This is a genomic window from Bacillota bacterium, from assembly GCA_013178415.1.
GTDB lineage: Bacteria > Bacillota > SHA-98 > Ch115 > Ch115 > Ch115.
The window spans coordinates 38867-62600 of sequence record JABLXA010000003.1 but is presented as its reverse complement, the minus strand read 5'-3'; the positions used below and the strand labels follow the sequence as shown (position 1 = coordinate 62600).

The following is a 23734-nucleotide window of genomic DNA, read 5'->3' as shown; positions in this document are numbered from 1 at the left end:
ATCAAAGATGTCTATAGCCGGACAATATTTTCTCCGCGCATCTTCTTATTCCTTCTTTTCCGTTAGACTTTTCCATGGAACGGGATCGCCCTTATCGACTCTATGACGCCTTCTCGATATCCCGATAAAAACAGCTTCCCCCGATGAATTCACGAAGGATGGAGTTCTGAGGCACTTCATCGTCGTCTATGGCGATAAAATAGTTCAAAAATTTGAGCAGCCTCTTTGCCTCGCTGTATTCTGGCATATCCTTTCCGATAGCTTCCAGCAGGGGACTGATATGTGTTTTGAGAACCGCTAATTCATATGGTAATGCTGAATTGAACATGATATCCGCTTCTTCTTGAAATGGGAATATATTCCTTTCCTCTCCGCGTCTCACCATCGGCCACATCTGGATGGTGTTGGCGGCGCTGTGTCCACGGAATTTGTTGTCCCTTACGATCCTGCGGATGAGCCGGACATCTGTGGTGGGGATCCTGTTGTGGTCATCGATATTCAATTGAGTGAGCGCGCTCACATAGATCTTGAATTTCCGACCCTTTGGAATGGATTGAGTCAGCCTGTCATTTAGCCCGTGGATACCTTCGATTATTATAGGTTGATCCCTTGAGACTCTCAGAGTTTCGCCTCGATATTCACGGCGGCCCTCAAGGAAGTTGAACCTTGGCACCTGAATTTCTTCACCCTGAATGAGTCGCGTCAGATCTTCATTGAATAAGGCGATATCTATGGCCTCCAGGGATTCAAAGTCGAGCTTCCCGTCGTTTCCTTTTTGAGTCTTTTCCCTGTCAACGAAATAATCGTCCAGTGAAATTGACACGGGATCGAGGCCATTTACCCTGAGCTCTACCATCAGTCTTTGCGCAAATGTTGTCTTGCCGGACGAAGATGGCCCTGCGATGAGGATCACTCTCAGCCTGTCCCTATCCTGTGTTATCATATCCGCTATCCTTGCTATCTTCTTCTCATGAAAAGCCTCTGCCGTCCGTATGAGCATCCCGACATCTTTAGAAAGTATAACATCATTCAACGATGCCACATTTGCGACTTTGAGAATATTACCCCATTTTTCTGCCTCGAAATATACCCCTGCAAGTTTCCCTTGTTCCACATAGGGGGGGATGGTCGTAGGGTCCTCTATCCTCGGGAACTCGATGATAAAACCTGGCAGGTAGAATCTCAGCTTAAAATATCTCAGGTATCCGCTCGACGGTACCATGTAACCATAGAAATAGTCATGCAGCCAGCCACACTTATAAATGTTTACTGTTGGCGCCTGCCTGTATTTGAGTAGATGCACCTTATCATCTTGCCCATCTTCGTGAAATAGCTTTATGGCCTCTTCCTTGGAAATCCGGCTCTTCTCAAACGGCACATCTTCTTCAACTATTTTCCACATCCTGGCTTCTATATTACTCACGTCCTTTTCCGTGAGGGGGCGCTTCCAGAAAATCTCGCCATATAACCCGTTGGCAAGAGAATGCTCGATTCTCACCCTGCATCCTGGGAGAATTTCACGGGCAGCCCTGATCAACACAAAGACGACGCTGCGCCTGTAGATTCTCATGCCATCTTCAGAGCTCATATCCACAAATTCGACCTTTGAGTCCTCATTGAGTCTTGCTGTAAGCTCGACAAGATCGTTGTTAATCTTTGCCGCTACCACTGGGACCTTTGGGGCCGGCATGTCTTGCCTGATCAGTTCCTGGATCGTTATGCCCCGTGGCACGCGGCGTTTTACTTCGCCTGGCATCATAATCGTTATCTCAATCTCATTCTGGTCGGACATCTATGAAAACCTCCTGATCCTATATAGTATGGATTAAATTTAAATGCGCGCCATAACCATGAATAAGCCTTGCTATCCCGGGGAATCTAATGTGGAGCCTGCTTAGGCTAAGCGGGCCTGCCATAGCCAGGTTTTAGGAATGTCAAGTAATGGATGGTGATATTTTGTCGGTCAGAGAGTTCCTTGCTGAGCTGGATATCATATTCACCATGGCGTTTCGCATACTTCCCGCAGTAGACCGCGAACTCAAAAGGTGGAGGACCGGGCTGAATTCCTGTCCTAATATAGTTTTACGCGATCTTGGCAGGTCCAGTATACTCCATAAACGGTTTCATGCACAAGGAGGTTCCGTATATGCAGCCTATCCTCTGTTCACCCTGGGTCATTCCAACTTTTCGTTTGCATTAGACCAGTTATACCATATTGTCAGATTTATAGTGGCCTTTCAGACCATCAGCGATTACCTGGACAATTTGTGTGATAGAGCTGGCTGCTATGATGAGAATGCTTTCAGCGCCCTCCATTGCTCCATGCTCGATGCGCTCGAGCCTGCTGATTCCATGCAGCCAGATGGCCCGAGTCTTGATAGGGACTATTATCGCCTTTATCCCCATAAGAATGATGGTGGCTATCTGGTTTCACTTGTAGAGGAATGTAAGAACCAGCTCAAGCATCTACCTTCCTATGAGAAGGTGAAACCTCAAGTTATTCAATTTACAAGGCTTTATTGTGACCTGCAGATCAAGAAACATGCTGATCTGAGCGTCCGTGAATCCCTTCTCATCCGGTGGTATGATGAATATGCAGATAGATCCATAGATGTACATCGACGAGAGTTCACCCTCAGAGACATTCGATGGTGGGAATTTGCCGCAGCGTGCGGGTCGACTCTCGGGATCTTTGCTCTGATAGCGGCCTCTGCGCTAAAAGGACTGCAAAACAGGGATGTTCAGAGTCTAATCGAAGCCTATTTCCCCTGGATAGCTGGCTTGCACATCCTGCTGGATTATTTCATTGACCAGAGGGAGGATGAAGAGGGCGGTGACCTGAATTTCGTGAGCTACTACAAAAATCAGGAGGAGTGCCGTGAGAGATTGAGTCTCTTTGTAAATGAGGGCTTTCGCCGGGCATCCCGGCTTTCTTTTGCTTCATTCCACACAACTGTTGTAAAGGGGTTGCTGGCCCTTTATCTTTCCGATAGAAAGGTCAGCGCCCAGGGGCTTGAAGAAGCGTCAGAACATTTCTTTGACCAGATAGGCCCGGAGGCGTTCATCACCAGAGCCTTTGTAAAGCTTTTCAGGACTGCCGGAGTCGTGTAGCAGGCGGTCCCCTGCGTCTGCATCTCCTTTTCCCCAGGACTATCCTGGGGTTGGCTGCTACGCATTTCTTTGTAAACTAAGCTCCGATATGGCAAATAGCTTGTTTCTCGCTTCACATGGTGGCATCAACATGAGCCTTTCCTGAGCAGACCTTATGTAAGAGCGGGCTTGTTCACGCGCATACTCTATCGCCCCGATTTCCAACAAGATCTCTCGCACCCTGTTCATCCGCTCATGATCAAACTTTCGTGAATGAATGAGTTTCGATAAAAATGGGCCTGCTTTGGGGTGACTCAGCCCTTTGATAACCGGTAGAGTGATAATGCCAGAGGGGAGATCCTGCCAAATGGTTTTCCCCATGGTCTTCTGGTCCCCGACGAGGTCCAGGGTATCATCTATTATCTGAAAGGCGATGCCCATATAATAGCCGTAGTGCCACATATGAGACATCGCTTTCTCACAGGCCCCGGCTGCCAGCAGACCTGCATAACATGATACCGCCATGAGGTGCGCCGTTTTCTTGCCGATATATTGATTATATTCAGCCTCTGTCACCTTATCATTAAAGGCCCGCAGCGATTGCTCTATTTCAGCCTCAGACATGTATGTCACAGTCTCTGCCAATATATTGATTATCTCATACTTTTTATGGCTGCTCAGAATCGCTAATGCCTTGGAAAGAAAGAGATCGCCTGCAAGAATGGCAACATGATTTCCGAATGCGGCATTTAGTGTTCGATTCTTCCGCCTATAACTGGTCCCATCTATGACATCATCATGAACGATGGACGCCATATGGATCAATTCTATGGCCGAGGCCACATCAATGGTCATCTCATGGTCACAATTGTCTTTGAAGAAATCAGACGAGATGAGGGTCAATGCGGGTCGTATTCGCTTCCCTCCGGCCTTCACCACGATGGCCGCAAGCTCACCTGCAGGGCTCTTGTCACTGCCCACTATCTCTAGCAGACGCCTTTCAACCGCTGGTAATCTAGGGTGCAACAAATGAAAGGCCAGCTTTTGGTCAAAGCTAGCTTCCTGGGGTATGGTTTGAGATGTCATTTCTGGTTTGATCCTTTCTATTCAAATAACAAATAGAGAGCATGAATCGCTGTGCTAATAATGCTTTCGAAAACTGTACTTCGGACATATAAGAGAGACATACAAGCTCAAACTTGGAATATGCGGTGCGATATTGCGTCTCATGGGCTGAGCTGGCTAGATTTTCGCCACTTGAAAGCGGAGGCTGGTAAGATCCCAGCCACCTCTGCATTCAGGCTGGCTAGAGTATCGCCACCTCCAGCCAATATATACCATAAAGTTCCTTTTTATGGATAATCATAGCCTATAATTTTCCAATCTAAGGGGAAGGTGGCGAGAAATCTGCCACCCCAGACCCGGGGCTGGCGAAATCTTGACCACATTTGAGCGAAACTTGCCTAAATTTCAGCCACCTCAAGGTGAGTTTGACCCAGACTTTGCTAAAACCATCCCGACCTGGCGAGAATATCGCCACCCCAGCGAGGAAGCTGACAGATTTTTAGCCACTTCTAAGGGGAATCTGCCTACAGTCTCGTCACCATTGGTCTAGGCTGACGGATTTTTAGTCACTTCCGCACGTAACCTGCCCAAAAACTTGCCACTCCCAGTTTAAGGTGACTAAAAACCTGCCACTCTCCCCAGAGACCTGCCTAAAAACTCACCACTCTCGGTAACCACCAACTCATCCCCGCGCTCGGACGCGGCATGGCCGGGGTATGGATTATGGATACTCCTCCCGGCGGACGCAGCATAGCCGCGCTGGGGCGCAACGGTATCCCTTACGCCGGACGCAGCCTTGCTGCGAGGCTGCTCGGTGGTCCTCGGCCCTCAAGGTATAGGTCCTCGGATCACAGAGCGACCTGCTGCAAGGTCGCGTCCGATGGGACGATACCACCATCACCTAGCCATGCCGCGTCCGATGGGACGGTATCACCATCCCCGTTCTCCCCGTTAGACTATGGCGCAGCCCCAGTTGAGACCGTTGTTATTATCCCAGTTATCTGCCCCGTCCTTGAAGCAGAAATTCAGTTTTGTCTCGCCCTCGATGGGGATCTCTGCCGTCCACGTATCCTGGTCTACTTTCGTCATGGGAATTGTTTTTACGTTTGACCAGTTGTCGTACCCATATCCAACGTGAGCATAGACTGCATCGGCTCCGGATTTTGCCAGCAGCCCTTTATACATTATGACAGCCTTTTTCCCGGTGGAAGGTGGAAATGGATCAACCGCAACTCTACCATCAAGGAACAGGTCTCCTATCATCCTTCTTGCCATTCTGTCGCCTCCTCATAGAAATTACTTGACCTGCGTCAACATTTAGTATTAGATCTTTTTGATGTTTTCTATGCGCGAGAAGAAGCCATAGAGCGAGAGGCATCAGGCATAAGGCATAAGGCATAAGACGAGAAGAATTCGTGTACAGTAGTCAATGGTACCATAGTGTTGCCTAAGTTTGCCTTTTGCAGCTTCGTCCTGAGGCAGGAAAAGTGGAACGGAGCAAGAATTAGGCTTAAGATAAGGGGGAGATATGTATGTCTCAGGTTGATCCGTCAGATCTCAGGCGTGCCGCAAGGACCGCGCTTCGTCAATGCATGGGGCTGGAATCTAAAGAGACCTGTCTTATTGTAACAGATGCTCCGCTTCGCTCCATAGGTAAGATATTTTGGGCTGAAGCATCAGAGTTGGGGGCAGAAGCGATGATCCTGGAGATGGCGCCACGGCAGAGGAATGGCGAGGAACCGCCCAGGGTCGTCGCAGAGGCTATGAAATCGGCACGGGTTGTTTTGATTCCCACATCGAAATCTCTCTCCCATACCGAGGCTCGCAAGGAGGCATGTAAAGCGGGAGCGAGGATTGCGAGTCTGCCGGGAATAACAGAAGAATGTATGGCCAGGACGCTTGTGGCAGATTATGATGCTATCGCCGAGAGAAGCATCGACCTTGCCGAGGTGCTTAGTTCAGGCGTCAGGGTTCATCTAACCAGCGCTCGCGGGACAGATCTCGTAATGTCCATTGAGGGACGAATCGGCTATCCCGATACGGGCCAGTATCTCACCCCTGGAGATTTTGGAAATCTCCCGGCGGGTGAAGCGTATATAGCGCCTGTAGAGGGAACGGCCAGCGGAGTGCTTGTGGTGGATGGGGCAATGGCCGGCGTTGGCCTCTTGGCTGAACCTCTCGTATTGCATGTTGAAGATGGATATGTGTCAAGAATAGAGGGAGGAGAAGGCAAGGTCCTTCTCGAAAAAGTAATAAATGGGCTTGGACGAGATGCTTTGAATGTCGCTGAATTGGGCATAGGCACAAATGACCTCGCTGTGGTCACAGGGAAAGTCCTCGAGGATGAGAAAGCGATGGGGACTGTCCATGTGGCCATCGGGAACAACAGCGGCTTTGGCGGAAAGATCAAGGTGCAAAGCCACCTTGATGGTATTTTGCTTTCGCCCACTCTGGAGATCGATGGAAAGGTTGTCATTCAAGATGGTAGGTATTTGTTATAGATTTTCACCTCTTATCAGGGTAATATAAAAGGATGGCCTATAATGCCAGCAATAGCGGGATAACTTGGAGGTCTTAGCCATGATCAAGAGGCGTTCAGGCAAGAAGATGGCTCACAAGCCCATTGATGTCGATGATAAGGATTTCCTCGATATGATGATGACGGAAGCGAATGAAGAGGAAGAGGCCGATATATTGGGGGAGAAAAATAAGAACCTCCTATGGAAAGATAGAGAGCGAGAAGAAGAGGCCCCTGATGAGAAAGAATAAACTGGAGGGTCTTGCGGCCTATGGGGGGTGATCTTGGATGGGAGACTTTGTGCACCTTCACCTGCACACACAGTACTCTCTTCTTTGACTAGACGGCGCTTGTAAACTGGACAAGCTTATGGAGAAGGCTCTTGCCATGGGCTATGATGCAGTCGCTATGACTGATCATGGCGTTCTTTTTGGAGCAGTTGAGTTCTACAAGGTTGCGAAAAAGGCCGGCATAAAGCCTATCATAGGATGCGAGGTCTATGTCGCTCCCAGGTCGCGGCATGACCGCACGCCCAAAGTGGATGATGATCCTCACCATCTAGTTTTACTGGCTGAGAACGAGACCGGGTATCGTAATCTAGTGAGGCTTTCCTCCATTGCTTTCACGGAAGGTTTCTATTACAAGCCCCGCGTAGATCTTGAGGTCTTGCGCCAGTATAGCGAGGGACTCATCGCCACGTCGGCGTGCCTATCGGGGGAAATCCCCAAGCTTTTATTGGCAGGCCGCCAGGAGGAGGCATACAACAAGGCCAGAGAATACCGGGAGATCTTCGGGCCGGATGACTTTTTCCTGGAGGTACAGGATATCGGCATCGCTGATCAGGATGAGGTAAACAAAAAGATAGTGGCTATGTCTCGGGAACTAGGGATTCCTCTTGTAGCTACCAATGATGTCCATTACCTGGACATGGGGGATGCCTCGCTCCATGATGTGTTGCTGTGCATTCAAACAGGGAAATCAGTAGAGGACACCGGCAGATTGAAATTTCCTACCAACCAGTTCTATTTCAAGACTCCTCAAGAAATGAAAAGGTCATTTGCGGGGGAGCTCGATGAAGCGCTCAAGAACACCGTCGCAATAGCCGATCGGTGCAATTTCGATTTCACTTTTGGCCGTTCAAGGGTTCCCAGATATCCTGTGCCCGAGGGCCATACAGAAGAGAGTTACCTCCGGGAGCTCTGTTTTGACGGGGTTAAGAAACGCTATTCCAAGGTGACTCAGGAGATACAAGATAGGCTGAATTACGAATTAGATGTCATTCAGAAAATGGGGTATTGCGGGTACTTCCTCATAGTCTGGGATTTTATACACTTCGCCCGGCAGTCTGGCATTTACGTGGGGCCTGGCCGAGGCTCGGCCCCCGGGAGCCTTGTGGCATATTCTCTAGGGATCACAAGTTTGGATCCCCTCAAATACGGGCTCATCTTTGAGCGCTTTCTAAACCCCGAAAGGGTAAGCATGCCAGACATCGATGTGGACTTTTGCTATGAAAGACGCCAGGATGTCATTGATTATGTAACGAGAAAATATGGCGAAGATAGAGTGGCGCAGATCATAACCTTCGGGACCATGGCAGCGAGGGCGGCAGTCCGTGATGTAGGGAGGGCACTTGCTCTCCCATATGCTGAAGTCGACCGTATAGCCAAATTGGTGCCTGCGGAGTTGAACATCACGATAGATAAAGCCCTTGAGACCGCTCCTGACCTGAAGGTTCTATATGATTCCAATGAACGGGTGAGGACCCTCATAGATATGGCGAGGGGCGTGGAAGGAATGCCAAGGCATGCTTCCGTCCATGCCGCCGGAGTAGTCATTTCTGATATACCCTTGATGGAGCATGTACCGCTTTATAGGGGTTCTGATGGTGTCATAACAACCCAGTATCCTATGTCAGACCTGGAGAGCCTGGGCGTCCTCAAGATGGATTTCCTGGGTCTCAGGACTCTTACGATGATAGGGAATGCCGTGAAGATAGTAGAAGCTACTACTCATGAGAAACTTGACATGTCCAACCTGCCGCTCAACGATAGCAAGGTCTATGAGATGCTATGCAAAGGAGACTCAATGGGCGTATTTCAACTGGAGAGCAGCCTCTTCAGAAATCTGCTGAGGGAGGTAAAGCCGCAATCTTTTGAGGATCTCATAGCCATCTTGGCCCTAGGCAGGCCCGGCCCGATGAACTGCATTTCTGACTTTGTCAAGCAAAAACATGGGGAAATTGAGATAAAATATCCTCACCCCAAGGTTGAGCCCATCCTTAAGGAAACTTATGGCATCATGCTTTATCAAGAGCAAGTTATGATGGTGGCGAACTACCTTGCCGGTTTCTCCATGGGCGAGGCCGACCTTATGAGGCGGGCCATGGGCAAGAAAAAGCCTGAAGTCCTGGCCGGACTGCGTACAAGGTTTGTGGAAGGATCGGTAAAAGGAGGGGTGCCCGAAAAGACGGCGAATGAGATATTCGATCTCATGGAGTATTTCGCCGGGTATGGTTTCAATAAATCCCATAGCGCAGCCTATGCTTTGATATCCTATCAGACGGCTTATCTAAAGGCCCATTATCCAGTGGAATTCATGGCGGCTCTGCTCACAAGCGTATCAGGCAATACAGACAAGGTAGCCTTCTATATCGATGAATGCAGACGTAAAGGCATTGAGGTATTGCCCCCTGATGTGAATGAAAGCCTCACTGATTTTACTGTCGTCGGGGGTGGTATAAGATTCGGCCTTGCTGCGGTAAAGAATGTAGGGCGTTCAGCTGTCGAAGCCATCATAAAAGCTAGAAAAGAGCATAAAAGATTTACGAATCTGATGGATTTTTGCGAGAAAGTGGATACTTCAGTTGTGACCAAAAAGGTTACTGAGAGTCTGATTCGTTGTGGCGCGTTCGATTCTCTGGGGCATCGCAGGTCGCAGTTACTGGCTATTCTTGATACTGCATATGATATGGCGCAGTCCGGCAGGAGAAAGAAAAATGGCGGCCAGGCTTCTTTCTTCGACTTGTTCGAGGAAAAGTCGGAGTTCGCGTCGTATGACATACCCTTGCCCGATATAGACGAATTCCCAGAGAGGGAACGGCTGGCCATGGAAAAGGAACTCCTGGGCCTTTACATCACGGGGCACCCGCTTATGCCTGTAGCGGATCAGATAAGGGAACTGGCTACGGTAACATGCGCTACCTTGCCCCATCTCCCGGACGGAACCGATGTCACAATTGGGGGCATGGTCACCGCTATAAAGAAAATCACCACCAAGAACGGGCAGCAGATGGCTTTCGTTGAGGTTGAGGATCTCTATGGCTCAGTTGAGGTCATCGTATTCCCGAAAACCTATGAGAAATACTCATCTTTTCTTTCCGAGGACCGGGTAGTTATAATACAGGGTAAGACAGACAGCAAGGAAGAAGAGGGGGCCAAACTCATAGCCAATGAGATCATCCCCTTGACCAGAGAAGATGTGAATATTATGCTTGATTCGACAGAACTGAAACAAGAGCTCCTTTCCAGGGTTAGAAATGTGTTGGAGCAAAACAAGGGCGACAGACCTGTATTTGTGACGGTAAAGACCGCCGAAGGAAAGGCTATAATATCAACGCCGCCGGATCTGTGGGTTCGGGGAAGTGCCGATCTCCTCAATATGATACACGGTCTATTAGGCTCCAGGATGAGGACGGCAGGGTGATTCGCCTGGCGATCGCGAGAGGAGGCATGAGTTGCCGATGTGGACTGTTGTATATATTGCTCCAAGTCGCTCTGTTGCAGATTCTATGAAAGAATTCCTGGAGAAGCAGGGGTACCTTGCAACAATACGTCCGGTTGGGATTTCTCATGGATCAGCGTGCAACTTCGAGATCCTGGTTCCTGAATCGGAGGCAGAAGACGCCCAGGCAGCTCTCAGCGAGGAATTCGATAAGTAGTCGAATGATATGTTTGGAGGGGATCATATGTCCTCCATGCTAAAGGATCTTTTCCGCAGTAAACCGCGCTATGTGACTGTCAGGCCGGTCGCGTCGAAGCGTGAGATCCCGGATGGCCTTTGGGTAAAATGTGAGAAATGTGATCAGATGATATACACAAAAGAACTCTCCGGCACTTTCAAGGTATGTCCGAAATGCGGGTTCCATTTCAGGCTATCCTGCAGAGAACGGGTCGAGATGATCTTTGATCAAGGGACTTTTGTTGAATATGATAAGGATTTGATACCGGATGATCCGCTAGTTTTCCCCGACTATCAGGAGAAGATCAAGAAATCTGTCTCTGCGACCGGCCTCCCTGAGGCCATCATCACCGGGGAAGGGTTCATAGAAGGTTACCCCGTGGCTGCTGGCATAATGGACTTCGGTTTTATCGGGGCGAGCATGGGTTCTGTTGTGGGAGAGAAAGTGACCCGCACTTTTGAAAGGGCTATTTCTAGGCATCTGCCTGTAGTGATGATATGCACGTCAGGCGGGGCCAGGATGCAAGAGGGCATCCTATCTTTGATGCAAATGGCCAAGACGAGCGGCGCAGTGAGGAAACATAGCGAGGCCGGGCTCTTGTATATCTCAGTTCTCACCGATCCGACCACTGCCGGCGTATTCGCTAGTTTTGCCTCTCTTGGCGATATTGTCCTCGCTGAACCCGGGGCGCATATAGGGTTTGCCGGTCCGAGAGTCATCGAGGAGACCATAAAGCAAAAATTGCCGCCGGGATTTCAGACGGCCGAATTTGTTTTGGAGCACGGGATGATAGATAAAATAGTGGAGAGGAGCCAGCTGAAACCTACACTCGCTTACCTCCTTTCTCTCCATGCCAGGAGGGTGGTCGAAGCAAGATGACAGGAGCCCTTGACTTTGAGAAGCCCCTTGTGGAACTCGAGGGACGAATTCAGGAGCTGAAGTCTTTCAGTAAAGAGCGCCAGATCGACCTGTCAGGGGAAATCGCTACGCTGGAAAGAAAGGCAGAGGCCTTGCGCCAGGAGATCTATAATAATCTCTCCCCATGGCAAAGAGTGCAGCTTGCCCGTCATCCTGGTCGGCCTACCACTCTTGATTACATCTCCCGCATACTTGACGACTTCATCGAGCTTCATGGGGATAGATGCTTTCGAGATGATAAGTCCATCGTTGCCGGCATTGGCAGACTTGCCGGCCGTCCTATCACAGTCATTGGCACTCAGAAGGGGCGCGATACAAAGGAGAATCTGGCCAGGAACTTCGGCAGCCCGCACCCTGAGGGTTACCGGAAGGCCCTCCGGTTCATGAAACAGGCTGAGAAATTTGGCCGCCCCATTGTGTGTTTCATCGACGTGGTAGGCGCCTATCCCGGCATAGAGGCGGAAGAGAGAGGCCAGGGAGTGATCATTGCAGCCAACCTCTATGAGATGATGGGGCTCGAGGTGCCAATCATCGCTGTCGTCACCGGTGAAGGCGGAAGCGGCGGGGCCCTCGCTATAGGCGTTGCTGATAGATTGATAATGTTGCAAAACGCTTACTTTTCCGTAATCTCCCCGGAAGGATGCGCTGCTATCCTATGGAAAGATGCATCGCGCGCTAAAGATGCGGCAGAGGCCCTCAAACTTACAGCTGCTGACCTAAAGAATCTAGGCATCGCGGATGAGGTCCTGCCGGAGCCTCTTGGCGCGGCTCATAAAGACCCAGGCGCGATGGCAGGGTCGATAAAGGCCTGCCTGATCCGTCACCTGTCCGATCTTGTCTCGATCCCGCCAAAGCGGCTGGTAGAGAAGAGATACCAAAAATACAGGATGATTGGTGTCTACAGGGTGAGTCAGGAAAACCCTGGGCGCGAGAACGCGGCAGCAGCTGAGCATTTTTCGTGAGCATATTTACTGGATATACTTGGATATTCGGTGAAGTCACGCGATTGTGGTTGGAGGGAGGAAGTTTGAAGCGAATAGCTGTACTCACAAGTGGCGGCGACGCGCCGGGGATGAATGCTGCGATAAGGTCTGTGGTAAGGTCAGGATTATATTATGGCCTCAGCGTCGTAGGGATATCGAGAGGTTATGCCGGTCTCATCAACGGTGAGATGGCTGAGATGGATACGCGTTCCGTGGGAGATATCGTTCAGAGGGCGGGTACCATCCTTCGCTCGGCGAGATCTGAGGAATTCAAGACAGAGGAAGGCCGGAAAAAGGCAGTCGCCCAACTACAGAAACATGGAATTGAAGGACTGGTTGTCATAGGTGGCGATGGATCCTTCAGGGGAGCGAAATGCCTGGCGGATTTGGGAGTTCCGACCATGGGAATCCCTGCAAGTATCGATAATGATGTATCCTGTACAGATTATACCATAGGATTTGACACTGCTCTGAACTCTGCCCTTGATGCTATCACGAAGATAAGGGATACTGCAAGCTCCCATGGCCGGGTCAATATCATCGAGGTCATGGGCAGGACAACAGGCTTTCTAGCCCTTTCTGCCGGCCTCGCAGGGGGAGCCGAACATATCCTGATCCCTGAGGTCCCGTTCAATTTGGACGAAATCTGTCAGAAGATCGTGAAGGGCTATCAACGCGGCAAGACTCATAGTATCATAGTAGTCGCCGAGGGAGTCGGCGGATATCATGATCCTGACCTGGAATTCGGCCATAGCGCGGGGTTTAAGATAGGGAGAGCGATAAGGGACAAGATAGACCTCGAGACCCGGGTCACTGTGCTTGGTTACATACAGCGTGGCGGCAATCCCACGGCTCAGGACCGGATCCTCGCTTCCAGATTCGGCGAGCGAGCCGTAAAACTTCTCATGTCCGGCTCCGCAGGAAGAATGGTGGGAATCATCGGCGGCCAGCTTCAGGATTTTGATATCACCTACGCGATAAGTCAGAAGAAATCCATAAACCTGGACGATTACCGGTTGGCGCAGATGCTTACTTGACCTGAGATTTGGAAGGAAGAAAGTCGTATGAAACGGACAAAGATTATCTGCACCCTCGGCCCGGCGACTGATTCACCCGAGCTTTTGCGCAAGCTCATCCAGTCTGGCATGGATGTAGCGAGAATCAACATGTCCCATGGAACCCATGAGGAGCATATACGACGGATGGCCGCCGTCCGGGATATAGCCTCGCAGCTCGGCCGGCATGTGAGCCTGATGATTGACATCGCAGGGCCAAAGATCCGGACCGGGCCGGTGGAAGGCGGCAAGATAGAGCTGACGACTGGATCGTTTGTTTCCTTGACTACAAGGCCCCTCGAAGGCAATGCCGAGATCCTGAGCATCGGGTATCCAAAGCTCACCCAATCAGTCAGGCCGGGATCCAGGATATTATTGAGCGATGGGCTCATTGAGCTTCAGGTGGAAGAAGTGGATCTGGCTCGTGATCATATCTTATGTCAGGTAATCTCCGGCGGAATTCTTGGTTCAAGAAAAGGAGTAACCCTTCCCGGGGTCAGCATAGACCTTCCTGCTGTCACCGATAAGGATATCGAGGACCTGCGCATCGGGCTCTCCCAGGGAGCAGATTTCGTTGCCGCTTCCTTTATCCGCAAGGCTCGGGATGTTGCTGAAGTCAAGACAATGGTCAGGCAATGTGGTAGCAATGCTGATGTGATCGCGAAGATCGAATCCGGTGAAGGGGTCAATAATATCAGCGAAATCGTGGAAGCGGCAGACGGAGTGATGGTGGCTCGCGGGGATCTTGGGGTTGAAACGCCTCCTGAAAGGGTCCCTCTGGTGCAAAAGATGATCGTGACGGAGTGCAATCGAAAAGGCAAACCGGTTATCATCGCTACTGAAATGCTTGAGTCAATGATTCATAACCCGCGTCCGACAAGGGCGGAAGTCACCGATGTGGCAAATGCCATTCTCGATGGCACTGACGCCATCATGCTTTCAGGGGAGACCGCTGTGGGATGCTATCCGGTCCAGGCAGTGAAAATGATGTCAAAAATAGCTGAGGCTATCGAATCAAGTTCGAGATATGAGGAGATCTTCTTTGAAAGGCAGATGACCCCAACGCCGACGGTGGCCGACGCAATAAGTCATGCTGCCAGCCAGATAGCTCACGATCTACATATAAAGGCAATCCTGACATCCACTCAGTCAGGAGCTACCGCGAGGATGGCTTCCAAGTACCGTCCGAGGGTGCCTATCGTGGCCGTCACTCCGAATCCCGATGTTGCACGAAAGCTTTCGCTTGTGTGGGGAGTCTGCCCCATAGTATCGCGCTCTGCTAGAAATATCGATGATATGCTCGATATTGCCGTAGAATCAGGCCTTGCTACCGGGATCATCGGACGCGGCGACTTAGTGGCCATTACAGCCGGCGTGCGCACGGGAGTTCCCGGGACCACGAACCTGATCAAGATACATCAAGTCGAGTGAGGATAATGCCTGCGAGGATTCCAATCAGGGCGCCCATTCCTGCGTGAACCTGCGCCATGTTTATGGCGTCGGGGAGAAGATCGATAGCAGCCACGGCTGTCATAGCGCCTGCTGCTATGGCAAGGCTCACCCCAAGAAAGGCCGCGGATATATCCCCGGCGAGGACACCTGCCAGGGCCCCCAATCCTGTGGGACTGCTGGCCAGGAGAGTGACGAGGAGCGCTTTCCAGGGGCGGACTGTAGCCAGCCTGAGCGGACCCGCTATGGCGATACCTTCAGGGATATTATGGAGCGCCATCATCACAGCTACCCTGAGGCCCAGGTCCTGCTGGAGCGCATATCCCGCCCCGATGGCAAGCCCTTCGGTCAGATCATGAAGAGCTATTCCCAGGGCTACCATCAGGCCGGTCCGCAAGTATCCATTTCTGCCCGGGCGTTTGGAAGCATGCGATATGATGCGAATTGGCTTGCCGTGTTCGGAGAAAAATGCCTTTTCAAGCCTTGAGATGGCAATGACGCCAAGCCCGAAGGAACATGCACCTGCAATGCCACCCGACGTGTTGATGGAGGCCGGCAACAGGTCAAAGATAACCATTGACAGCATTATGCCACCCGCGAATGCGAGGAGTGATGCCAAGAGCTGCCTGCCAGGCCTCGGGTGTAGGAATGTTATGAGTCCGCCGAGTCCGGTGCCTATAAGGCCGGAGACTATTCCGAGAACAGCGGCGGCTACCATAGATTTTCAGCACTCCTTTCATTATTCGATACACTTTATGCAATTTCCATTTCTTCATTCAGCAGGAATCCGGCGATACTTGCCGAATAGAAGGCGGGAAGAGGCAAATGCTATTTCTGAGCAATTAGCCTAGCACTGGCCGCGGCGGTGCTTTTCCATAGGACCATCGTGGCTATATTTTAGCATAAGGAGGTTTTATAAGATGCCGCTAGTGACAAGCAAGGAGGTACTTAAAGCTGCTCAGGCCGGAGGTTATGCCGTTGGCGCATTCAACGCAAATAACCTCGAATATGTCCAAGCCATAATCGAGGCCGCCGAGGAGGAACAGGCTCCTGTTATCCTGCAGGCCAGCCAGGGCGCCATCAAATATGCAGGTCTTGAGCAGATCGTGGGGATGGTGAAGGTGGCCGCCGAAGCCGTATCCGTGCCTGTAGTCCTTCACCTGGATCATGGAACAGACTATGCGCAAAACGTGAGGTGCCTGAGGGCTGGTTTTACATCATTGATGTTCGATGGATCAGCCCTGCCATTTGAGGAAAACGTCAAGATAACCAGCAAGATCACGGAGATGGCCCATGCATGTGGGATTCCGGTGGAAGCTGAGCTCGGCAAGGTGCCTCAGGCGGGGGATGTGAGCTTTGAGGAGCTCAAGGCATTGATGACAGACCCAGAAGAAGCTAAGAAATTCGTGGAACTGACCGGCGTGGATTCGCTAGCAGTCTCTGTCGGGAGCATTCACAGGATGAAGATCCAGGAGGCCAGGCTGGATATCGACAGGATTAAGAAGATCAAGGAGCTCACAGGTATTCCTTTGGTCCTGCATGGCGCTTCAGGTGTGACTGATGAAGGTTATAGGCTAGGGATCCCTGCAGGTATCTGCAAGATCAATATCGCTACTGAATTGAACAAGGCATTTACCCGTGGCGTCAAAGAAGCAATGGAGAAAAATCCGAATGAAGTCGACCCCAGGAAGGCTTTGACCCGAGCCAAAGATCTCGTCAAAGAAGTCGTGAAGGCCAAGATGCGCCTCTTTGGATGCTCTGGAAAGGCCGGAGATACGATGGGTCGCGGAGCGGCCCCTATGGGTAAAGCAGAGAAGCTGACCGAGAAAGAGCTTTCAAGGGAGTGAATGAGAGAATGGCTACCATCAAGAGAATTGGAGTCTTGACAGGTGGAGGGGACTGCCCGGGTTTGAACCCCGCCATACGCGCAGTCGTATATCGTGCAGCTGATTATGGGTACGAGGTGTACGGTATTCGTGAAGGCTGGGCCGGGCTCATTAAGGCAGATGCAGGCCCCATTGGAGTGAATGATGTGCGGGATATAATCTCCGTGGGCGGCACAATGCTCGGTACATCCCGCACCAATCCGTACAAGAATGAAGCGGACAAGCAGAAGGCCATAGAGAATATCGGAAAACTTGGACTTGACGCAGTAGTCGCGATCGGCGGAGATGATACTCTGGGAGTCGCGAACAAGCTCAGCAAAGAGGGAGCCCCGTGCGTGGGAGTTCCCAAGACCATGGACAACGATGTATCAGGGACGGATTATTGCATCGGTTTCGATACGGCGGTGTCTGTAGCGGTGGATGCTCTGGAAAGGCTCAAGGACACGGCAAAATCTCACCAGCGGGTCATGGTCCTGGAGGTCATGGGACGAGAAGCTGGCTGGGTCGCGTTGATGACTGGCATGGCCGGAGGGGCAGATTGGATAATGCTGCCTGAATTTGAGACGGATCTCGACGAGATGTGCAACCATCTGGTTGAGATAAAGAACAAAGGCCGCCGATTCGGGACAGTAGTCGTCTCTGAGGCCATCAGGCTTTCTGAGGCAGCCGGAGCGGAGGCGGGGGCTGAAGTTGAGGTAGATGCATTTGGCCATACCAGGCTTGGACTCCGCGGCGTAGGGCCGGCTGTGGCAGATATAATTCAGAAGAAGACTGGCATCTCCACCAGATCAGCAGTCATCGGGCACATCCAGAGGGGCGGACCCCCGGTGCTCCGGGACAGATATCTTCCAACCAGGCTCGGTCTTGCTGCCGTAGATATGGTGAAGGCCGGGCAGTTTGGAATGATGCCCGCGGTGGTGGGAGATTCCATAAAGCCTGTGGCGCTTGAAGTCGCAGTTGGCAAGACAAAGACCGTACCGGCGGAGCTTTGGGAAGTGGCCAAATCCCTTTTCCGGTAGTCTGAGACTGCCTGGGCGGTTTCCTGATAGAGCAGGATCGTCCGGTTCAAAGAAATGGCTGCTATTATTGCATCTCTTCGTATCTAGTGCGACATACGCAGCCTGACGAGGCAAACAAGGGGTGTAGCAAGTTCTACGCCCCTTGTTTCTGTATGAAAATTGAGGTATTATTTACTGAGGCTGGATCTGGACATGAGTGTCACCGCCCTGATGGGGTTGTGCTGCAGGGGGCATGCCAGTGTCAGTAAATGCAGTAGTCGGGCCGGGGGTGATGTGAGTTTCCATGTGAAGCGCGGCCGGACTGTGGCATTTGTGGGCGCGACGGGAGCCGGCAAGACATCCATCAATGGGAGAGTGTGGATTTTGAACCATCCAGAGCAAGATCCTAGGCGGGAGGCTCTCCTCACATATTTATCCACTCCAGATAAGGAACCATGGTCTGCTCGGAGGATCCCAGTGGTCGACCAAGATCCTAGGGATCCGTATAATCGGGATCGAGACCGTGTGCTTCATAGTGTCGCTTTTCATAAACTCCAGTATAAAACTCAGGTATATCTCATCCATGAGGGCGATTTTTACCGCACCAGGCTCACTCACACCCTGGAGGTGGCTCAGATAAGCCGGACCATGGCGCGTTTGCTGGGATTGAGCGAGCCTTTAGCTGAGGCTATTGCCCTGGCTCATGATCTTGGACATTCGCCTTTTGGCCATGCAGGGGAAGAGGCGCTGGACCAATGTCTCCGGAGGTATGGGGATGAAAGGGGATGGGATTCCAACAGGCATTCGCTTCTTGTGGTTGACGAACTGGAGCTTGTCTATCCTGACGCCCCGGGACTCAATTTGACATATGCGACGCGCCAGGGCATTGCACGCCATGAGACCCCCTTTGACAGGCCCGCAAGGGATTTCGACGAGTGCCTGCAGCCTATCCCAGAGGCGCAAGTAGTGAATCTGGCAGATATTATAGCCTATGCCGGACATGATATTCAGGATGCCATTGAAGTCGGCCTCTTAAGCCCCGAGACTATAGCCGGAGAAGATAGCTTGAGTCTATGGCATGAGTGCTGGGAGATGGCTGTCCTAGAGTTTGACAGGAGTCATCGCGCCGAATCCCTATCCCGCGAGGACAAACGTCGCCTCCTCATCACCCGTGCCAGGCGTCACCTCATAGATAAGACCATAAAAGAAGCCGTAAGATATAGTACCGACCTTGCCAGATCTCATAACCTAAAGGTCCATGAAGATGTGATCAATTGGGGGATCCCGGTCATCTCGTTACCAGCGACATTGCAGGATGGCATTCTAAAGATGGTGAAGTATCTATTTGAAAATGTATATAGCAGCCCCTTGGTTGAACGACAGAATGAGAAGGAAAGGTGGATCATGACCAGCCTCTTTGATCGTCTCATGGAGAATCACCGGCTTTTGTCCGAGGGGGCTCAGCTCAGACTGAAAGGTCTTTCGAATCCAAAAGACATAGCACGTGAAGTTGCCATTTATCTTGCCTCATTGACTGATCGGGGGGCCCTCGATCTTTATGCGGAACTTTTCGATCCCAGGGATCGAATGCTAGGGCATCATTTTGCATAATTCATCAAATCCCGCAGCATTTCCTCCCAACGCTTGAAGGCTGGGCTCTCTGACATCGCAGGATTCGATGAGATCTGGCTATAAGATTCAGCGTATGATTTGGCCCCTCGGAGGGCCGGAAGGAGGGATTTGAATCCATGAAGAGCAGACCGCTTTATTCATTTCTGGCCATAGTGATGAGTATCATCACCATCGGTATTGCCGCGGTATTTGTCCTTTTTTTGCTGACTAATGCCAGAAATCAATTGGTGTTTGTGGGAATGGCGGAGGGTATTCACCAAGGGGCTGAGGGAAATGTGAAGCCTTTTGCGAAGGTGCTCCTCGGTTACGGTCTCATGTTTGTCTCTGCCATAGGACTGATCGCACTTAGCATCTATATTCCTGAATACTATATGAGGGGTATAAATGCTGGCTTGCTCACCTCACGCTTCTTTAAGACGCTATCATATGAGGCCCTATTCTTTCCGGCGGCGGTGGCAACGGTTCACATCATCATCCCGCGGGCGCCCATCCTACCTATTGAATGGCTCATGGCATTAGGCGGCATAGGATGCAGCATCCTGCTCCGCTGGCTGAGCGTCCGCCTTACGCCGCGTCAGATGGGATGAGGAAGAGGTATCGCGTCAATTCAGCATCCGCAGGGATCGTAATATAGCGTTAGCTCTGATCCGGTCACAAACCAGATTTTATCTTCCATGTGCAAACTGGGCCGGATTGGATTCCATAATAGATACATGAGCAATGATGCGGCTGAAAGAGTATCGATCTTAAGACAGCTACTATGTAACGGGACGTGGGAGCGTCCCAGCGATAAAATGGCGGTCTATACCGAGATAAAAGCGGGCGATAAGTGGGGTATCCGCGTCACGCTACTCGGCCATTCTGCTATTGTCGAGGCAATAGACGGTCCGCCTTGCCACCGATCTTTCCTGCCTCGCGTACGCTCAATTCATCGGCATCTTGCAGATCATCTGCCAGGCCGAGTTGTTCAGCCGTTTCCCATTTGAGCCGGTCGAGGGCCCGCTCTTCACGAAGCTGATCGTTGTCTTTCTTGCGTCCAATAGTTTCTACACCCCGCATCATGGATTTCCCATCTGATATTATCCCCAATGAGCAATTTTCTATCTCTCAGGAACTTAATTATGCTCATATGCGTTATGTACTCTTGGTAGGAGCTTTTCCAGTTTAGGGGAGGGTACCCTGTTCAGGGGAAGGTGCCCTGACTTCCCGAAATCGGTGTATATCATCCCATAATCGCGCATCGCATGGCCTTTGCGGGATGATATAACTCTTACACATGGCCTTTGCCCCTCCAATACTGAAAGGTGGTGATCAGCCGGTGCATAGATCCAGTCGCCTGGCGATTACATTCGTCATAACTGCAATATCATTGATGCCGTGGGCGGGCACACGATCCGCCATTGCCAGCCAAAATGAGGATATTGAGCTGCATAGATCTACAGGTGATACGCTTTCGCTGAAGGAAGCCATAGACCTTGCCCTCGCCGCCAGCCCGGCCGTCGCTAATGCTAAGGACGCCCTAGATATCGCCCGCTCGAACCTGGCATTGGTATCACGAGATGTTCTTATCAATCCCACGGTCAAAGTTGGTGCCAGGGCAGACGCATTTTGGAGCAATGGCACGGATTCAAGGACGGACTCGAGGGAGATCACGATGACTATTCAGGATTCGCTCCCAACGGGCAAGTACTTGACCGGCCCATCCGAGGCGGAAAAGCTTGCAATGCTTCGGATAAGAGATGCGGAAAGGAATCTCGCTCTTTCAAAGGAAGAAGTGATCTACAAGACCATGTCCACATACATCGGGTTTCTCAAGGCTCAGAAATCCTTGGCCCTAGCACAGAAATCGCTTGATCTTTCGGAGATTCTCTTCCAAGATGCAAGGACAAAACTGAATCTAGGGATTGCCTCTACTTCGGATTTGCTCAAGGCGCAGCAGACTCTAGACGAGGCCAGGGATAATGTAACTAAAGCCCGAGCTTCTCTGGAACTAGCATCTCTGCAGTTTAACCAGCTGACCGGGCTCCCGCTGGATGCTTCCGTGTCCCTTTCAGAGGAGTTTGATTACAGTCCATCATCATATGATATTGGCCAGCTCCTTGAAAGTGCTCTTGAGAATCACCTTGAGATGCAGAAGGCGAAGGATAATCTTATGGAGGCTACCATAAACCTAGATGAGATCCTTAAGTCCCGGAAACCCACCATAACGGTTTCAGGTGGCTATGCGGGAAAGGAATTATCTTTTGATCTCTCAACCAGCAATCCAACATGGGATTTGAACTGGCAGATAAGCGGCCAATACAACATGGGCCAGTATAATGCGGGCTTATCTGGGGAGCAAAAGGGAGACGATGGCTGGCATGCAGGGATCAGCCTTTCGTGGACCCCATTTGACGGTGGTGTAAGCCTGGAAAAGGAAAAAGAGGCTCGAATACAGGTGGCGCAGGCAACAAGACAGGTCCGCGACCAGGAATCGCAGATAGTCCTCTCAATACACCAAGCCTACAATGACTTTATAGCGGCCCAAGGCGCTGTGCAAAATGCTGAGAGCGCAGTGAAGCTCGCCCAAGAGAGTCTCAGGATCATTCAATTGCGTCGTGATAAAGGATATGCCACAGATCGTGATGTAAGCCAGGCGGAGCTTGCTCTTCAGCAGGCCATCACCAACCGCGATTTTGCGGTATATGACTATATGTTGGCGGAAGCCAGGTTAAAGAGAGCAGCAGGCAAGTCACTCGGCGAATAGAAAGGATGAGTCTCATGGCATCCATCCCCCGCAGAAGGGTGGTAATGGTCGTTTCCTTGATAGCGTTGGTGGGCATAGTCTCCGGAATCTTCGGATGGCAGAGAGTCCGTGGCGCCCGTGACAATCAGGCGTTGCAGGCCAGATTTCAGGAGGTCAACCCTCATATAGGTGAAATAACCGAGTCAATTTCCGCCCTTGGCAATCTCGAACCATACCTCCGGGTCGAAGTCAAGCCCGAAGTTGATGGAAAGGTGGAGAGAATATTTGTAAAACAAGGGGAACTGGTAAAGAAGGGTCAGCGAATAGTGAAGATCGATCCTGGGGACCTCCCTGTCATACTCAAGCAGGCAGAGGCCGGAGTCCTTTCTGCCCGGGCCAAGCTCAATAAGCTCCTTGCGGGCCCCGATGCATCCGATGTCGCGCAAATGGAGACTTCCTATGAGCAGGCTCGCATATCCCTCGATGATGCCAAGAAACAGCTGGCCCGCGATGAGGCGCTATTTCATAATGGCGCTATCTCAGAGCAGCAATTCCAGGATAGCCGGTCTAGGGTGAAACTGGCCGAACAACAGTTCATCGCTGCGAAGGAAAAACTTGATTCTGCGCGCAGCGGGCCGAAGAAAGAAGATGTCGAGGTGGCGAGAGCAGAATTAGCTCAGGCCGAAGCAAATCTCGCTTCCATAAAAAGACAGATGGATTCTCTGACAGTCGTTGCTCCCATAGACGGGACTATAACGGATGTAGCGGTGCAAGAGGGCGATGTTGTCAAACAGGGCGCCACCCTGGTGACACTCGCGGATCTCACCAAAATGAAGGCTGTGATTCCGGTGAACGAGATCGATATGCCCAAGATAGTCCCTGGACAGCAGGTGGCGATAACCCTTGATGCTCTGCCCGGACAGAGATTCCATGGAAAGGTCAGCTCAGTCGGATATGAAGGACAAATCAGAGATAATATAGTCACCTATGAAGTGACTGCTGACATTCCTAACCCTGATGGAAAACTCAGAGGAGGGATGACAGCCGATGTCACAGTTATCCTGCAATCTAAGAAGGATGTCCTGGTCCTTCCCGTTGACGCTCTCCAGGAAAGGTATGGCCGGACTATTGTCCTGGTGGCCGGTCAAGATGGGCCAGTTCCCAGGAATGTCAAGGTGGGTCTGAGGAATGATTCATTTGTCGAAATAGTGGATGGGCTTTCTGAAGAAGATCGCGTCTTGATCAGGGAGACAGCTCAACAAATGACACCTTCAGGATATTCAGATACCAGAGCCCCATTCAGATCATTTTCCGGCACCAGGGTGCCATCCGGAAATCAATTTAGGATAAATATGGGAGTGCCACGCCATTGAGTATAAGGTGGTGGGATATAAGTTGGAGGAAAAGGTAAAGCAGATTCCTGTCATCGAGGTCAAGAATCTGATCAAGAAATACAA

19 protein-coding genes and 1 pseudogene are annotated in these 23734 nt (G+C 51.1%); 15 read left to right on the top strand and 5 right to left on the bottom strand.

What is annotated here, in order from left to right:
* Positions 1 to 100 precede the first annotated feature (100 nt).
* Positions 101 to 1792 carry a nucleoside kinase gene (locus HPY52_03300; protein NPV79291.1) on the bottom strand — a complete coding sequence of 564 codons (1692 nt, stop codon included), beginning with the start codon at positions 1790 to 1792 and terminating at the stop codon, positions 101 to 103.
* 164 nt (positions 1793 to 1956) lie between these two features.
* Between HPY52_03300 and HPY52_03295 the strand changes: the two genes are divergently transcribed.
* The gene (locus tag HPY52_03295) at positions 1957 to 3111 is read left to right on the top strand and encodes a tetraprenyl-beta-curcumene synthase family protein (protein NPV79290.1); all 1155 of its coding nucleotides are present in this window, start codon (positions 1957 to 1959) and stop codon (positions 3109 to 3111) included.
* A gap of 57 nt (positions 3112 to 3168) precedes the next feature.
* Here HPY52_03295 and HPY52_03290 read toward each other — a convergent pair whose 3' ends face one another.
* Positions 3169 to 4176 (bottom strand): polyprenyl synthetase family protein, encoded by a 1008-nt coding sequence (locus HPY52_03290; protein ID NPV79289.1) that lies wholly within the window; start codon positions 4174 to 4176, stop codon positions 3169 to 3171.
* A 930-nt stretch (positions 4177 to 5106) separates the two neighbouring features.
* Positions 5107 to 5418 (bottom strand): carbohydrate-binding protein, encoded by a 312-nt coding sequence (locus HPY52_03285; protein NPV79288.1) that lies wholly within the window; start codon positions 5416 to 5418, stop codon positions 5107 to 5109.
* Between the two features lie 269 nt (positions 5419 to 5687).
* Between HPY52_03285 and HPY52_03280 the strand changes: the two genes are divergently transcribed.
* The 8 genes and pseudogenes from HPY52_03280 (at position 5688) to pyk (ending at position 15018) form a co-directional block, all read left to right on the top strand.
* Entirely contained in the window at positions 5688 to 6656 is a 969-nt protein-coding gene (locus HPY52_03280; protein NPV79287.1) for an aminopeptidase, read from the top strand.
* 79 nt (positions 6657 to 6735) lie between these two features.
* The gene (locus tag HPY52_03275; GenBank protein ID NPV79286.1) at positions 6736 to 6924 is read left to right on the top strand and encodes a hypothetical protein; all 189 of its coding nucleotides are present in this window, start codon (positions 6736 to 6738) and stop codon (positions 6922 to 6924) included.
* Positions 6925 to 6961: 37 nt separating this feature from the next.
* Positions 6962 to 10375: pseudogene (locus HPY52_03270) on the top strand (DNA polymerase III subunit alpha).
* A 37-nt stretch (positions 10376 to 10412) separates the two neighbouring features.
* On the top strand, positions 10413 to 10610 hold the full coding sequence (locus tag HPY52_03265; GenBank protein ID NPV79285.1) for a glutamate decarboxylase: 198 nt from the start codon (positions 10413 to 10415) through the stop codon (positions 10608 to 10610).
* A gap of 36 nt (positions 10611 to 10646) precedes the next feature.
* Positions 10647 to 11510: an acetyl-CoA carboxylase carboxyltransferase subunit beta gene (locus HPY52_03260; GenBank protein ID NPV79284.1), complete on the top strand. Its 864-nt coding sequence runs from the start codon at positions 10647 to 10649 to the stop codon at positions 11508 to 11510.
* On the top strand, positions 11507 to 12511 hold the full coding sequence (locus HPY52_03255) for an acetyl-CoA carboxylase carboxyltransferase subunit alpha (protein ID NPV79283.1): 1005 nt from the start codon (positions 11507 to 11509) through the stop codon (positions 12509 to 12511). The genes HPY52_03260 and HPY52_03255 overlap by 4 nt, the downstream gene beginning before the upstream one ends.
* Positions 12512 to 12576: 65 nt before the next feature.
* Positions 12577 to 13569 (top strand): 6-phosphofructokinase, encoded by a 993-nt coding sequence (gene pfkA, locus HPY52_03250; GenBank protein ID NPV79282.1) that lies wholly within the window; start codon positions 12577 to 12579, stop codon positions 13567 to 13569.
* Positions 13570 to 13596: 27 nt separating this feature from the next.
* Positions 13597 to 15018, top strand: a complete 1422-nt coding sequence (gene pyk / locus HPY52_03245; protein NPV79281.1) for a pyruvate kinase — start codon at positions 13597 to 13599, stop codon at positions 15016 to 15018.
* Here the strand turns inward: pyk and HPY52_03240 are convergent.
* Positions 14996 to 15754 carry a ZIP family metal transporter gene (locus tag HPY52_03240; GenBank protein ID NPV79280.1) on the bottom strand — a complete coding sequence of 253 codons (759 nt, stop codon included), beginning with the start codon at positions 15752 to 15754 and terminating at the stop codon, positions 14996 to 14998. The two genes, pyk and HPY52_03240, sit on opposite strands and share 23 nt — an antisense overlap.
* A 202-nt stretch (positions 15755 to 15956) precedes the next feature.
* Between HPY52_03240 and HPY52_03235 the strand changes: the two genes are divergently transcribed.
* The 4 genes from HPY52_03235 (at position 15957) to HPY52_03220 (ending at position 20139) form a co-directional block, all read left to right on the top strand.
* Positions 15957 to 16883 (top strand): ketose-bisphosphate aldolase, encoded by a 927-nt coding sequence (locus HPY52_03235; GenBank protein NPV79279.1) that lies wholly within the window; start codon positions 15957 to 15959, stop codon positions 16881 to 16883.
* An 8-nt stretch (positions 16884 to 16891) separates the two neighbouring features.
* Positions 16892 to 17941, top strand: a complete 1050-nt coding sequence (locus tag HPY52_03230; GenBank protein NPV79278.1) for a 6-phosphofructokinase — start codon at positions 16892 to 16894, stop codon at positions 17939 to 17941.
* Positions 17942 to 18100: 159 nt separating this feature from the next.
* A complete protein-coding gene (gene dgt, locus HPY52_03225) occupies positions 18101 to 19531 on the top strand; it encodes a dNTP triphosphohydrolase (GenBank protein ID NPV79277.1) in 1431 nt (476 codons plus the stop codon).
* Positions 19532 to 19668: 137 nt separating this feature from the next.
* Positions 19669 to 20139, top strand: coding sequence for a hypothetical protein (locus tag HPY52_03220; protein ID NPV79276.1), 471 nt, complete (start codon positions 19669 to 19671; stop codon positions 20137 to 20139).
* Between the two features lie 277 nt (positions 20140 to 20416).
* On the opposite strand, the gene HPY52_03215 is transcribed toward HPY52_03220, so the two are convergent.
* The gene (locus tag HPY52_03215) at positions 20417 to 20593 is read right to left on the bottom strand and encodes a small, acid-soluble spore protein, alpha/beta type (GenBank protein NPV79275.1); all 177 of its coding nucleotides are present in this window, start codon (positions 20591 to 20593) and stop codon (positions 20417 to 20419) included.
* 277 nt (positions 20594 to 20870) lie between these two features.
* On the opposite strand from HPY52_03215, the gene HPY52_03210 reads away from it, so the two are divergent.
* Complete coding sequence (locus tag HPY52_03210; GenBank protein NPV79274.1) at positions 20871 to 22298, top strand: TolC family protein; 1428 nt, start codon at positions 20871 to 20873, stop codon at positions 22296 to 22298.
* Positions 22299 to 22336: 38 nt separating this feature from the next.
* The gene (locus HPY52_03205) at positions 22337 to 23650 is read left to right on the top strand and encodes an efflux RND transporter periplasmic adaptor subunit (GenBank protein ID NPV79273.1); all 1314 of its coding nucleotides are present in this window, start codon (positions 22337 to 22339) and stop codon (positions 23648 to 23650) included.
* Positions 23651 to 23734 lie beyond the last annotated feature (84 nt).

Bases quoted from the DNA above. Each gene is read 5' to 3' on its own strand.
- HPY52_03280 (NPV79287.1), top strand. From the start codon at position 5,688: ATGTCTCAGGTTGATCCGTCAGATCTCAGGCGTGCCGCAAGGACCGCG.
- HPY52_03235 (NPV79279.1), top strand. From the start codon at position 15,957: ATGCCGCTAGTGACAAGCAAGGAGGTACTTAAAGCTGCTCAGGCCGGA.
- HPY52_03260 (NPV79284.1), top strand. From the start codon at position 10,647: ATGCTAAAGGATCTTTTCCGCAGTAAACCGCGCTATGTGACTGTCAGG.
- HPY52_03230 (NPV79278.1), top strand. From the start codon at position 16,892: ATGGCTACCATCAAGAGAATTGGAGTCTTGACAGGTGGAGGGGACTGC.
- HPY52_03300 (NPV79291.1), bottom strand. From the start codon at position 1,792: ATGTCCGACCAGAATGAGATTGAGATAACGATTATGATGCCAGGCGAA.
- HPY52_03255 (NPV79283.1), top strand. From the start codon at position 11,507: ATGACAGGAGCCCTTGACTTTGAGAAGCCCCTTGTGGAACTCGAGGGA.
- HPY52_03275 (NPV79286.1), top strand. From the start codon at position 6,736: ATGATCAAGAGGCGTTCAGGCAAGAAGATGGCTCACAAGCCCATTGAT.
- HPY52_03285 (NPV79288.1), bottom strand. From the start codon at position 5,418: ATGATAGGAGACCTGTTCCTTGATGGTAGAGTTGCGGTTGATCCATTT.
- HPY52_03290 (NPV79289.1), bottom strand. From the start codon at position 4,176: ATGACATCTCAAACCATACCCCAGGAAGCTAGCTTTGACCAAAAGCTG.
- pyk (NPV79281.1), top strand. From the start codon at position 13,597: ATGAAACGGACAAAGATTATCTGCACCCTCGGCCCGGCGACTGATTCA.
- HPY52_03265 (NPV79285.1), top strand. From the start codon at position 10,413: ATGTGGACTGTTGTATATATTGCTCCAAGTCGCTCTGTTGCAGATTCT.
- HPY52_03220 (NPV79276.1), top strand. From the start codon at position 19,669: ATGAAGAGCAGACCGCTTTATTCATTTCTGGCCATAGTGATGAGTATC.
- HPY52_03240 (NPV79280.1), bottom strand. From the start codon at position 15,754: ATGGTAGCCGCCGCTGTTCTCGGAATAGTCTCCGGCCTTATAGGCACC.